We start from the raw sequence: 11942 nt of genomic DNA, 5'->3' as shown, positions 1-11942 counted from the left end.
TATGAGTTACAAAGAGTATTCGGTTGATAATAATGGGGTTAACATACATTTCATCGAAGCATATGCGGGTCTTAAGGAAGAGGCTCCTTTGGTTTTGATTCCTGGACTGTCGGAATCAGCAGAAGATTATATGGCTGTCATCGAAAATATGTCCCCGAGACATTGTATTATTATCACACTCCGGGGGCGCGGCAAAAGCGACACACCGGAAACTGGATATACATTAGCTGATCATGTTAGCGACATTGATGCTGTTTTGAAACACCTAGAATTAAAAGACTTTATCCTATTCGGCTTCTCTAGAAGCGTTTCATATGCATTGCAATATACACTACAAAACAAAAATGCCGTCAAAGGGCTAATCATTGGTGACTATCCCGCCATTCATACACAACTCCCTCAAGGGTGGGTGGAGTTCTTCTCATCCTTACCACCGTGGCGGGGAAAACCACTATCCGAAAGAATGAGTCTTACGGCATTACGCGGTATCCAACAAGAGTCTTCACAAGTAATCTTCTGGGATGAGTTAGCCTTCATTGAATGCCCCGCTCTTATTATCCGTGCCGGAAATCAAGGAGCAGCGTTATCAGTAGAAGCGGCGGAACAATATGTAGAGAAAATGCCTCAAGCAAAGGTAGTTGTCTTCGATGAATCGGATCATAATATATTCGAACCTGATGTAAATAAATTTATCCAAACAATAGAAATGTTTATGGATCAGTGCCAGACAGAAGTTTATGAGAATTGAAGCCCCTTTCTAGGGGTTTCTATCTTTCTGCAGATGTGTTTTATACGTAAAAACAGACCATCGATATGATGGTCTTGTTTAGTTCATTATTAAACCATAATAGGTATGGCTTTCATTTCATAAATTTTTTGGAGAGTCTGTACATACTTCGACTTCTCGTCAGCAGCCTCTGTGTATAGATACCCCTCGATAAGCCTGTATCCAAATACGAGAAGGATGATCTCGTAGATACAATGATCGGAAATATGGGATTCATCCGCATACTCTGAGAAGCCTTTGTAATACGCAGGGATGCATCGTTGGTAGTGTTCAACCATGTTATCGATATCCGGTTCATCCGCGATCAGGCTTGCTAGATCCTCTCCCAAGTACCCCCATCCAGATGTGTCCCAATCGATGAGTGCGATTTTCCCATTGGAATAGATCAGGTTGGTCACCCAGAAGTCCCGGTGGCATAGCACGAGGGGCAATTTTTCAATACGGGCGAATATCTCGTCTGCTTGCTCATCAATGTCGATAAGCATTTGCCGCACGTGCAAGGTCAATTCGCAGTCTTGCGATCGTATATAGTCGTAGACGACCGGCCATGACCGGTAATGCAAATACGTATTCTTCATGAGATCTGGATGGCTCAGGTTTGTCAGGCTCTGCAGCAAGGCTGGTTGCTCCGCATACAGCTTGCCCTGAAAGCGTCCTAACTCTAACGCGGCTTGTTCATACATGTCACTGGTCAAGTCTAAACCGGATACGCCATCGATATATTCCAGCCACAGATAGTATTCATTACCGTTTGGATGGAACTCGGCGTGATAACATTTAGGCCAACGAAGGGCTTGAGAGAAAGTTGTTCCCAATTCAGAAGAATAGAGATCATATTCACGGCGCCATGAATCCGTATCTCCGTAACGCTCCCATTTTTTCTGGATTTTCAGCACTAAACGGTAAGGTAATTTTTCGCCATCCACAGTTTCGGCGGTTCCAGTTACTAGGTAAACATCCCCAACAGTTCCACCTTGTAACGGCGTTGTTTGGTACTCAGTAGAGATAATAGTAGTTTTAAAGTGTTGGTTTAAAGTATAAATTAGCTTTTCAAGTTCGATATTCATGTATTCCTCCATTTTCTTTTTTTGTCGATAAACTAACATTCTGTTATACGAACCACTCTGTTAAAAGTTTCGAAATATTACAGTAATAATGACAAAGTCTATTGTTATTTAGTATAATGAGGACATCTAAAATGGGGAAAGAGATTAAGAATCCGCGAAATAGAAGCTCTTTCGCAGATTCGAAGGAGTAGACAATGACATCTAAAATTCAGTTCTTATTATCAATGATTATCTTTGGCACAATTGGTGTATTTGTAAGATACATTGATTTATCTTCGAGTGAAATTGCATTAGTCCGCGGTTTCATTGGCAGTCTATTTTTAACGGCAGTCATCTTCATCATGAAAAAGAAAATTTCATGGGCAATCGTTAAAGTAAATGCTGTAGTTATCGTTCTTTCAAGTATTGCACTAGGTGGAAACTGGATTTTCTTTTTTGAAGCAATCAAGCATACGACCATTGCTAACGCAACATTGAGCTACTATTTTGCACCAGTGATCGTCCTGATGCTCGCACCGGTTGTACTCAAGGAAAAATTATCAGCTAAGAAAATAATCTGCATTGCTGTAGCCATGCTAGGTATGTTATTAATTGTAGGCAATGGACGTGTCAGTACATCTGGGGTGGATGATTTAATTGGGATTGGTTATGGATTACTCGCAGCTGTCTTGTATGCTTCATTAATGTTGCTGAACAAGTTTATTAAAAACATGGATGGGTTAGCTACTACTGTACTCCAACTCGGAACCGCGACAATCCTTCTAGTGCCGTATGTTTTCTTTACGGAGGGCTTCGGAATTTTGGAGGTATCAAGTTCTTCCATTCCATTTATACTGATCTTAGGGATTGGACACACCGGGATTGGATTCTTGTTATTCTTCTCAGGTATGCAGAAGTTAAAAGGACAAAGCATCGCTGCACTAAGCTATGCGGATCCCATTACATCATTAGTGATTTCTATTATGATCTTGCAAGAACAAACGACATTTGTCCAACTACTTGGTGGAGCATTGCTTTTAGGCTCAACATTTGTTAGTGAAAATAATTCACTGCAGTTCCGAAAAAGATTAAAACCAGTTAACTGACCTAACAAAAACAGTGTGAAGCAATTTGCTTCACACTGTTTGTTTTTAATTAGTTAACGAACCACTACTGTCACCATTAACATCAAATATATACTCGTTACAAATAAACAACTTAGAAGAAAAGACACAGTAATCGATGCTTTTTTGAAAAACGAAATCACCATCAATCCGACCAATAAAATGGAAAGGAAAAAGAAGGCTACCGTACTTATATTCACAACAAAGCCAATTGTGCTACCAGCATCGATGAGGTCATCATGAAACAGACGAAATAAAGGTGACACAGCATCACTCGTCAAATAATGGCCATGTGGTGGTGATTGTATTGCAAAGACAGCTGTGATCATAAAAATCACAAATAAGATAAAGCCTTCTAGTCGAATCCAAGGAATCGGATTGAATGCAGCATCTTTTGATATCTTATATTTCACAATGAACCCATTTACCAATGCATAAAAGACAACTGGCAGTAGGAATAAATGTTTAATTAATAACCCTTGCCCGTACGAAACCATCCACGAATCGATATAGTTATCCACCAATGCATCCGTCATGAGTAGCCCGCTAAATGCAGTCGCGAATAAACAGCCAAAAGCGAGCATGGAGAACCAACTTAAATAGTTAAGCCAATTTTTATGATTGACTGAACACCAGCCAATAATAATCAAAATCCCAACCCAAATACTCACAGCTGCTAAATGAATAAAGTGGCTGATAATCCCCACAATCGCATTAATAGAACTTGCATGACTTGACCAAGCAATTGTTAGCATTATTCCGAATGTTAATAGCGCCCCTAAGATAGCGAAACTGCTCTTTTCAGTAGACCTCGCAAAGGCAATTAATAGTACTAACACAATGGAACCGAGAAGAGTAAAATCCCATGCAGTCCCAACCGTATAGGTTGTTAATACGATTTTTAACGATTCAAATAAACCTAAACGTGGAGCAATATATAACGTAATATCAAGTACAGGAATAAACGCGAAAACAGGCAGCGTAACGGCACTTAATAGTAATAGTCGCTTTGGAATTTTTATGTCAGGACGAGATTTGCTTGGGACAAGTAGAAGAATAAAACTTCCCACTAAGACCGAAAAGCATACATATAAAAGCACCTGACTAATAATCACTAAAATATCCATGTATTATTTCTTTCTTTTGGTAAGGATGACTAAACCAACTGCTACAATTACAGCTAAAAGAACAATGAGAATAACTGTCATAGAAGATGATGTTTCTTCCTCTACTTCTGCTGTTGAAGCTTCTTCTTGACCTTCTGTCGTTTGCGCAGCTTCTTCAGTTGTTTCCGACGGTTCTTCCGTTACTTCTTCCACAGATTCAGAAACAGGCGCATTTACTGCAAATGTGAATTCCCCTTCTAATGGGTGACCGTCTGCACTAATAATACTCCAATTTACTTGATATTCGTCATTTGGGAGTGGTTCAGCAAATGTACCTGTTAAGATACCCTCGCCTATAATAATGTCCCGCACTTCAATTTCTTTCCCACTAGTCGTTGTTACATCTATAAAGCTACCCAGCTCAATTTCACCATCAAATTCAAGTATAATTTCTGTTAATGGCTCCGTTACAACCTCACCTTCTGCTGGATTCGTTCCACTTAAATGCGAGTGAGCAAAAGAGCTAGTAGAAATAGATAATGTAAGTAAAGCTACTACTGCTGCGATAAAAATACGTTTCAAAAATATCTCCTCCTGAATTTATTATTGTATAAAAAACTACTCATTTTCATCTATTAATTTATAATTATAATGTGAAATTGTAATGAAGCTAATAGAGACTGTATTAACTATGTGAATAATTGTTGAACATTTAAAGACAAATAGCCCTCATCCAAAATATTTGACTAGTCTAAGTCTAAACATTAATTCTCTCATCCATTCAATACTTCTAATTTCATTAATAGACCGCCCATTGTAGCTAACAAGGCGGTCTTCAATAGCCGATTCCCTCAAATGGGGCAGTAATCGTTTAAGTCAACAACATATCTCCAAAATAAAAAAGAGCGCTACTCTGTATTCCAGATAAGCGCCACTCAAATATCACACTTCATTTACAACCATGTCACTCCGGCAAGTTCAACTGCCAAGATACGCCAAACCGATCGACGATCCATCCGAATTTTTTGCTGAACCCGTAGTTATTGATCGGCATGAGGGCTGCTCCATCTTGCAGCAGTTTCTCATAAAGGTCGTCAATTTCTTCTTCGGTATCACATGTAAGAAAGATCGAAAAAGAAGGGGTAAAATCAAATTCATGGTCGATATGGCTGTCGATACACATGAACTCCTGTCCCTTTAACGTGAATACAGCTTGTACAACTGTACCTTCTTTGCCCGGTCCATCAGGGCCGTATCGAGAAATGAATTTGATCTCTGAATCCTCGATGAGTGATGTGTAGAAATTCATAGCTTCTTCTGCCGTACCGCCTTGAAACATTAAAAATGGAGTTACCTTTTTCATAAATATCTTCCCTTTCTTCAAATCGGATTTTATCCTTTGTAGCTAATTTCACCAGTCTCTAGTAATTCCTTAAGCCCCATAAACATGTAATACCAGCCATGCTCAGTGCTATCATGCCATTCAACAAGCGCTTTTTTGATGTCCGACTCTGTCCAATTCTCTTCCTCCACAACATGGATGAGTTGTGTGAACGTCATCGCACAGCCTTGCTCGGTTTCTGTTAGCTCAACGGTTATCGTATCTGCTAATTCGCTGAACTGCGGCATTTTAAATGTGAACACTAATTTTTTCGGAGGATCAATTTCAAGGTACTCCCCAATCGCGCGATAATCTTTTCCTTCGCGATGGTCTACAATTTCCCAAGTCCCGCAGACTTGCGGATTGTTTCGTGTTACCTTATTCGTCCCTTCCAATGTGAAAAACCATTTTCGCATCATGTCCGGGTTCAACCATGCGTCGAAAACTCGTTCACGTGTTACAGCAAATTCTCTTTTCATTGTCAAAGTTGTAGTTGAAATATTGTTCATTAAAATGTCCCTTCCACTCATTAGTGTTCCTTCTTTTTGGCTTTCAATAACTCACTTTCCAGAAGATCAAAACGATTGCTCCAAAATTTCTCATAAAAACGGAGCCATTCAGTAGCCCGAGATAACGATTGAGTATTCAGGCTGCAGATGTGCGTTCTTCCATTGACTCTCCTTTCCACAAATCTTGCCCGTTCCAGAACCTTTATATGTTTAGAAATAGCTGCTAACGACATATCAAAAGGCTCTGCCAACTCTGAAACTGTCCGTTCTCTTTCGGCCATCATATGAATGATTCCTCTTCTTGTCGGATCGGCTAATGCATGAAAAATGTCATTTAAGTTATCTTCATATTTGTTAACCATGTAGTTAAATATAGCAGATTGCTCAATTACATTCAACCATTTAGTTAAATATAAAAAACTATACGTAAAAAAATGACCATCGAAATGATGGTCTTTTAACGAAAGAAACTGTTAGGGAATATGCCTTTATTTTTTATTCAATTGATAGTAAGCGTCAAGAAGATCTTCTACTGGAACATTATCTATTTTCATACCAGTCAAATCACTCTTTTGTACTTCCACATTCCTAAGATTACTGTTACTAAATTTACTTCCTTCAAGGTCACATCTTTCAAATGAGATTGGCATATTTTTATCTCCAAGATTTGTATCAATGAAACGAACCCCACCTAAAGTGACAAATATCATCTCACTGTTAGAAAGATTTAAATCGGCATAAAGTGAATTCCTAAGATTTATATTTTGGAACTTTGAGTGGCTAAAATTACAATTGCTAATATGACTTTTCATTAGATTACTGTTACTGAATGAACTTCCTTCTAAATTCACATCATAGTACTCCGTTTTTTCCATATCGCAATTCACGTATTGGGTACTTGAAATGTCTTTATTTTCAACTACGTTTTCTTCTTCTGATGAAGTTTCTATTTTCTTTTGATAACCATATTCATCTTCGGATTCAAAGGTTTTCCGATAACCCATTTTTTCATAAAAATAATGATTGTTCATTTGTTTACTTGATGTCTCAAGGTCCCAAATCCCTACATTAGGAAACTCTTCCTCTACTAAATTTATTATGCGTGAACCAATTCCTTTACCTTGGTAGATAGGGTCAACGAAAATACGGTCTATTCTCCCGAAACTTGTACCAGAAATCGTTATGATAATTCCACCGATAATTTCATTATCCTGTAAGACTTTAAAATACTCCAATTCTCTAATCATATACTTTGTCATTTCAATAGAAGAATATCCTGGCGGTTGAATATTGTAATCAATTGCATCATCTTGATTTGAAAGCCACTTTTTCGCTTCTTCATCAAAAGTCCTTTTCATCATCTCAGTTAATTTTTCAGCATCAGTAATGGTTGCTTTTTCAATAGTTATAAATGACATTAAGTATCCCCCTTGGCCTTCCCCTTGCACTCTTCATTGTTGAAAATTCACTTCATATAAGTTTCAACTAACCCATAGCATCTTTCTTCTGTAAGATTTGCTAGCACAGCCACATATTCTAAATGTTCCTGCGTACCGCCTTTAAATAGTAGTGATGCTTCCAATGCACTATCATCCCTATATTGTATCCATTTCCGTTGTTCCTCTTTTAACTGATTCATCTCTTCCGGCGGCAGTTGCTCCTTTAAAACTCCATAAATTTCATTCAATAATGCATCCCAAACTTCCCATCTATCGTTTTCTACTTTTTTCAAGGTGAATGTAGATGAATCTTCCGCTTCCACTTCTTCCAATTCTTTTTTCGTGTCGTTTAATTTCTTTAGGTAACCATCTTTTTTACTGATCGTAAATTCATTGTCAGAAGTGTTTTCTGTTGTGCTTACTGTTGTATTTTCATTAGAAGAATCCTCTTGAGTCAAATTTGGTTCAGCACTTGACTCATCAGATGTGTTCCCACAAGCCGCCGTTACGCCTAAAGCTAACGTAAACATTACCGTCAAAACGCTTCTGTTATGTATCATTTTCTATTCCTCCTCTAGAAAATTATACCAACACTTTTATGTTCAACCAAGTGATGTAATTAATTTAAAAGGACCGCCCAATGTAATAACATTAGGCGGTCTATTCTCAAGAATAGATTATTTTTTTACGTTCATTTTTCCAATGAATATTTCTTTCCATTCAATTCAATGACTTCCACCGTAGTAGCCGTCAGCTTCATGTCCTTCGCCTGGCTACTAAGCCAAGTAGGCCTCCCGTACCTCTTCATTCTTTATTAAATCAGAGCCATTTCCTTGAAGCTTAATTTCTCCTGTTTGAATGACATATCCTCTATGTGCAATTTGCAGTGCTTGATAGGCATTCTGCTCGACGAGTAGAATCGTGATTCCTTCTCGATTGAGTTCTTTTATGATTTCAAAAATCTGTTCCACGATGATTGGGGCAAGTCCCATCGAAGGTTCGTCCAGCATTAATAAATTCGGCTGCAGCATTAACGCCCGTCCCATGGCAAGCATCTGCTGTTCGCCTCCACTCATTGTACCGCCCTTTTGTTCAATACGATCTTTCAGTTTCGGGAAATAGTGAAAGACCCTTTCCATTCTTTCCTGAACCACCTGTTTATCTTTCACGGAAAATGCACCCATTCGTAAATTTTCCTTGACCGATAGTTTTGGAAAGATCCTTCTGCCTTCAGGGACATGGGCAATGCCTAATAACGTCGTTTCATGGGCGGGTTTGTTTGAAATCTCCATGCCTTTATAGACAATACTCCCCGCCTTTATTTTCACGAGTCCACTAATCGATTTTAGAGTCGTTGACTTTCCCGCTCCATTACTTCCGATCAATGTGACAATTTCCCCTTCATCCACTACGATGTCTACGCCTTTTAAGGCCTGAATCCCTCCATAGTAGGATTCTACATTCGATAATTGCAGCATGTTTCTCCCCCTAACCGGCCTGAACAGCTCCTGATCCTAAGTAAGCTTCGATTACTTTAGGATTATTTCTGATGTCTTCAGGCTTCCCTTCTGCAATTTTTACACCGTGGTCTAAGACAACGATATGTTCAGAGATTTCCATAACGAGCTTCATATCATGTTCAATTAAAATAACGGTCAGATTAAATTCTTGTCTCATCCTGTGAATGAGCTCTGTCAGATCTTTTGTTTCTTTCGGGTTCATGCCTGCTGCAGGTTCATCTAATAATAATACTTTCGGATTTGCAGCAAGCGCTCTTGCGATTTCCAGTCTTCTCTGTGCACCGTAGCTTAAATTAGTTGCTTTTTCATTTAATAGGTCAGCTAGCCCTACATAGTCTAATAAGTGATACGCATGCATTTCCGCCTCTTTTTCTTCTTTTCGGATGACGGGTAGATTGAAGAGAATCCCTAATAGACCTGCTTTTAAATGGGTATGCATGCCGACAAGAACATTTTCCAGCACGGACATTTGATTGAACAAACGAATATTTTGGAATGTCCGTGAAATACCAGCTTTCGAAACATCATGCGGCTTCAATCCGTTTATTTTTTCGTTTTCGAGAAGGATGATGCCCGATGTTGGCTGATAGATTCCCGTAATCATATTAAAGAAAGTTGTTTTTCCAGCCCCGTTTGGTCCAATGACTGCTGTAATGGAGCTTTTTTCTACTGTCATGGACACCTCTTGGGTCGCTGTGAGACCACCAAACTTTTTCGTTAGATTTTGAACTTCCAAAATCGGCAAATGCTACACACCCTTCTGCTCGATCTTTTTGTTTTCCGAAATTGCCTTCCGATTGAGTCGTTGTAATTCCTTCTCATCGAATCGTCGGTTTTTAGCAGGTATTAATCCTTGAGGTCGATATAAAGCAAACGTAATGAGGATCGCACCAAATATTAACCTTTGCATTTTAGCAGGAGAAAGTGCGTATGGAATGGAAATGATCCCCGACAAACTTAGCTGATTCAGCCAATTCGTCAGCTCTGACAATACTTGAAGATTGAGGATTGTCATGACAGAGGCCCCTAGAATGACACCAGGTACGCTTCCCATTCCCCCAAGGACCACCATGACTAAAATCGTAAAGGATTCAAGAAGCGTAAAGCTTGTAGGATCCACAAAAGCTTGTTTTGCAGCGAAAACGACACCCATCATCCCTGAGAATGAAGCACCGATCGCAAACGCTAACAATTTTGTCCGAACTAACGGAATCCCCATCGATTGGGCAGCGATTTCATTTTCCCGAACCGCTTTCCACGATCTGCCGATTTTTGAATGTTCAAATCGACGGACTGTAAAAATGGTAATGAGGAGAATCACAAGGACAATGAAGTAAAACTGGCTCGGATAAAGGAAGTCAATCCCAAATAATCGGGGCGGTGTGACAGAAGGGATGCCCATTGCACCGTTTGTAATATTGACGGGGCGATCTAGATTATTAAAAATGATTCGGATAATCTCACCGAATCCTAACGTAACAATCGCTAGATAATCCCCTTTCACCCGAAGGACCGGTATGCCGAGCAGAATGCCAAATAGAGCAGCTACTAAACAACCAATAACGATAAATATCCAAAAGCTTTCCCCCGATAGCGGGAACGTACCGAATGGCATAAAATGAGAGGCTTGACTAGACGCAAAAATACTATAGGTGTAGGCACCTACGGCGAAAAAAGCGACAAATCCTAGATCGAGAAGGCCCGCCATTCCGACTACAATATTGAGACCTAATGCCATTGCAATGTAGATGCCAACAAGTGTAGATACTTCCATATACGACTGATAAGCATCGCCATGACTTGCAGTGAATGGCAATAAAAACACGAGTACAATTCCTGCAACCAACCATTTTGTCAGGTTCGTAAACTTAGTATAGTAAAGTAGTAACAAAGAAGATAAAAGAAGCAAGAAAGCAGTAACCGACTTTTGTGCCAAGTAGAGACTAAGTGATGTGACGCCAATGTAAATCAGAAGAAAGATTCCATGTGCAAGTTTGTTATGTTCGTATTTTTTCCAGATCTTTTTCACTCTTCTCACCTACACTTTCTCAGTTGCCGGTTTGCCTAATAAGCCTTCCGGTTTAAAAAGTAATACGGTGATCAATATGGCAAAGGCAAATACATCTTTATATTCAGCGCCAAACACGCCACCCGTTAACAGTGTTAAATTAGCAGATGCGAACATTTCCAATACGCCAAGCAGTAAACCTCCGAGCATTGCACCGCGGATATTTCCTATGCCTCCTAATACTGCAGCCGTAAAGGCTTTTAATCCGAGAATAAAACCAATATACGGATCGATCGTGCCGTATTGGACTGCAAATAATACCCCCGTCGCACCACCAAGTGCAGATCCTATAAAAAAGGTAATGGCAATAACTTTATTCACATTCACGGTCATTAAGGAAGCGGTCTCCCGATCTTGTGCGACAGCCCGCATGGCCATTCCCCATTTCGTCCGGTTCACAAATATATCTAGACCAATCATCATGACGACCGCCGTTACGAGAACAATGACAAATGATGCTTTAATAGACGCATCGTTAAAAATGGAGCTGATGGATGATGTTTTGAGTAATAGTTGATTTGTAAAAAGGTTAGGTCCAGTTACAATATAGCTTCCCTTTGATAGCTCTGCTATGAATCTCACAATATCTTGAAGCACAAAGGAAATACCAATTGCAGTAATGAGGGGAATCAACCTTGGTGCATGGCGCAATGGACGATACGCCAACCTTTCGATCCCCATTCCTAATAACCCCGTCAGAACAGCTGTTATAATGAGTACAGTTAGTAACATGACAATGGCAGGCAGCGCCGAAATCCATCCGATCCCCGTAAAGAGGAGCAAGAGGGTTGTCCCAATAAATGCCCCTGTCATGAAAATTTCACCGTGTGCAAAGTTAATGAGTTCCAGAATTCCATAGACCATTGTGTATCCTAAAGCAATGACTGCATATACAGTCCCTAACGTAAGGCCATCTATCAACACTTGCGGGATTGTTTGTATTATTTCGTTCAGCATAAGTT

General features: G+C 39.6%; 14 protein-coding genes. 2 read left to right on the top strand and 12 right to left on the bottom strand.

Annotated elements, in window-relative coordinates; genetic code table 11:
• Position 1 precedes the first annotated feature (1 nt).
• Positions 2 to 748, top strand: coding sequence for an alpha/beta fold hydrolase (locus MHZ92_RS12310; protein WP_239431992.1), 747 nt, complete (start codon positions 2 to 4; stop codon positions 746 to 748).
• 89 nt (positions 749 to 837) lie between these two features.
• Here MHZ92_RS12310 and MHZ92_RS12305 read toward each other — a convergent pair whose 3' ends face one another.
• Positions 838 to 1854 carry an aminoglycoside phosphotransferase family protein gene (locus MHZ92_RS12305; RefSeq protein ID WP_239431991.1) on the bottom strand — a complete coding sequence of 339 codons (1017 nt, stop codon included), beginning with the start codon at positions 1852 to 1854 and terminating at the stop codon, positions 838 to 840.
• Positions 1855 to 2048: 194 nt separating this feature from the next.
• Here MHZ92_RS12305 and MHZ92_RS12300 point away from each other — a divergent pair, with 194 nt between their 5' ends.
• Positions 2049 to 2939 carry a DMT family transporter gene (locus MHZ92_RS12300; protein WP_239431990.1) on the top strand — a complete coding sequence of 297 codons (891 nt, stop codon included), beginning with the start codon at positions 2049 to 2051 and terminating at the stop codon, positions 2937 to 2939.
• A 53-nt stretch (positions 2940 to 2992) separates the two neighbouring features.
• Here the strand turns inward: MHZ92_RS12300 and MHZ92_RS12295 are convergent, their stop codons facing one another.
• The 11 genes from MHZ92_RS12295 to MHZ92_RS12245 all read right to left on the bottom strand — a co-directional run bounded on the left by MHZ92_RS12295 (position 2993) and on the right by MHZ92_RS12245 (position 11937).
• The gene (locus MHZ92_RS12295; RefSeq protein ID WP_239431989.1) at positions 2993 to 4027 is read right to left on the bottom strand and encodes a copper resistance D family protein; all 1035 of its coding nucleotides are present in this window, start codon (positions 4025 to 4027) and stop codon (positions 2993 to 2995) included.
• 60 nt (positions 4028 to 4087) lie between these two features.
• Positions 4088 to 4645 carry a copper resistance CopC family protein gene (locus tag MHZ92_RS12290; RefSeq protein WP_239431988.1) on the bottom strand — a complete coding sequence of 186 codons (558 nt, stop codon included), beginning with the start codon at positions 4643 to 4645 and terminating at the stop codon, positions 4088 to 4090.
• Between the two features lie 382 nt (positions 4646 to 5027).
• On the bottom strand, positions 5028 to 5426 hold the full coding sequence (locus MHZ92_RS12285; RefSeq protein WP_239431987.1) for a VOC family protein: 399 nt from the start codon (positions 5424 to 5426) through the stop codon (positions 5028 to 5030).
• 29 nt (positions 5427 to 5455) lie between these two features.
• Positions 5456 to 5953, bottom strand: a complete 498-nt coding sequence (locus MHZ92_RS12280) for an SRPBCC family protein (RefSeq protein ID WP_239432035.1) — start codon at positions 5951 to 5953, stop codon at positions 5456 to 5458.
• 20 nt (positions 5954 to 5973) lie between these two features.
• Positions 5974 to 6351 (bottom strand): ArsR/SmtB family transcription factor, encoded by a 378-nt coding sequence (locus MHZ92_RS12275; RefSeq protein WP_239431986.1) that lies wholly within the window; start codon positions 6349 to 6351, stop codon positions 5974 to 5976.
• A gap of 90 nt (positions 6352 to 6441) precedes the next feature.
• Positions 6442 to 7371, bottom strand: a complete 930-nt coding sequence (locus MHZ92_RS12270) for a GNAT family N-acetyltransferase (RefSeq protein WP_239431985.1) — start codon at positions 7369 to 7371, stop codon at positions 6442 to 6444.
• 47 nt (positions 7372 to 7418) lie between these two features.
• Positions 7419 to 7952: a lysozyme inhibitor LprI family protein gene (locus tag MHZ92_RS12265; protein WP_239431984.1), complete on the bottom strand. Its 534-nt coding sequence runs from the start codon at positions 7950 to 7952 to the stop codon at positions 7419 to 7421.
• A gap of 216 nt (positions 7953 to 8168) precedes the next feature.
• Positions 8169 to 8870: an ABC transporter ATP-binding protein gene (locus MHZ92_RS12260; protein WP_239431983.1), complete on the bottom strand. Its 702-nt coding sequence runs from the start codon at positions 8868 to 8870 to the stop codon at positions 8169 to 8171.
• Between the two features lie 10 nt (positions 8871 to 8880).
• Positions 8881 to 9657 carry an ABC transporter ATP-binding protein gene (locus MHZ92_RS12255; RefSeq protein ID WP_239431982.1) on the bottom strand — a complete coding sequence of 259 codons (777 nt, stop codon included), beginning with the start codon at positions 9655 to 9657 and terminating at the stop codon, positions 8881 to 8883.
• A gap of 3 nt (positions 9658 to 9660) precedes the next feature.
• Positions 9661 to 10950: a branched-chain amino acid ABC transporter permease gene (locus MHZ92_RS12250; protein WP_370644699.1), complete on the bottom strand. Its 1290-nt coding sequence runs from the start codon at positions 10948 to 10950 to the stop codon at positions 9661 to 9663.
• Positions 10951 to 11937, bottom strand: coding sequence for a branched-chain amino acid ABC transporter permease (locus MHZ92_RS12245; RefSeq protein ID WP_239431981.1), 987 nt, complete (start codon positions 11935 to 11937; stop codon positions 10951 to 10953). It lies immediately after the preceding gene.
• Positions 11938 to 11942: the final 5 nt, after the last annotated feature.

Origin of the sequence: Sporosarcina sp. ACRSL, from assembly GCF_022346605.1 — a bacterium.
Lineage (GTDB): Bacteria > Bacillota > Bacilli > Bacillales_A > Planococcaceae > Sporosarcina.
The sequence above is the reverse complement of the archived record's forward strand: the minus strand, read 5'-3'. Positions and strand labels throughout refer to the sequence as shown.

Excerpts from the sequence above, each read along its gene's own strand:
- MHZ92_RS12270 (WP_239431985.1), bottom strand. The coding sequence starts at position 7,371 with ATGTCATTTATAACTATTGAAAAAGCAACCATTACTGATGCTGAAAAA.
- MHZ92_RS12265 (WP_239431984.1), bottom strand. The coding sequence starts at position 7,952 with ATGATACATAACAGAAGCGTTTTGACGGTAATGTTTACGTTAGCTTTA.
- MHZ92_RS12280 (WP_239432035.1), bottom strand. The coding sequence starts at position 5,953 with ATGAACAATATTTCAACTACAACTTTGACAATGAAAAGAGAATTTGCT.
- MHZ92_RS12300 (WP_239431990.1), top strand. The coding sequence starts at position 2,049 with ATGACATCTAAAATTCAGTTCTTATTATCAATGATTATCTTTGGCACA.
- MHZ92_RS12260 (WP_239431983.1), bottom strand. The coding sequence starts at position 8,870 with ATGCTGCAATTATCGAATGTAGAATCCTACTATGGAGGGATTCAGGCC.
- MHZ92_RS12245 (WP_239431981.1), bottom strand. The coding sequence starts at position 11,937 with ATGCTGAACGAAATAATACAAACAATCCCGCAAGTGTTGATAGATGGC.
- MHZ92_RS12310 (WP_239431992.1), top strand. The coding sequence starts at position 2 with ATGAGTTACAAAGAGTATTCGGTTGATAATAATGGGGTTAACATACAT.
- MHZ92_RS12305 (WP_239431991.1), bottom strand. The coding sequence starts at position 1,854 with ATGAATATCGAACTTGAAAAGCTAATTTATACTTTAAACCAACACTTT.
- MHZ92_RS12285 (WP_239431987.1), bottom strand. The coding sequence starts at position 5,426 with ATGAAAAAGGTAACTCCATTTTTAATGTTTCAAGGCGGTACGGCAGAA.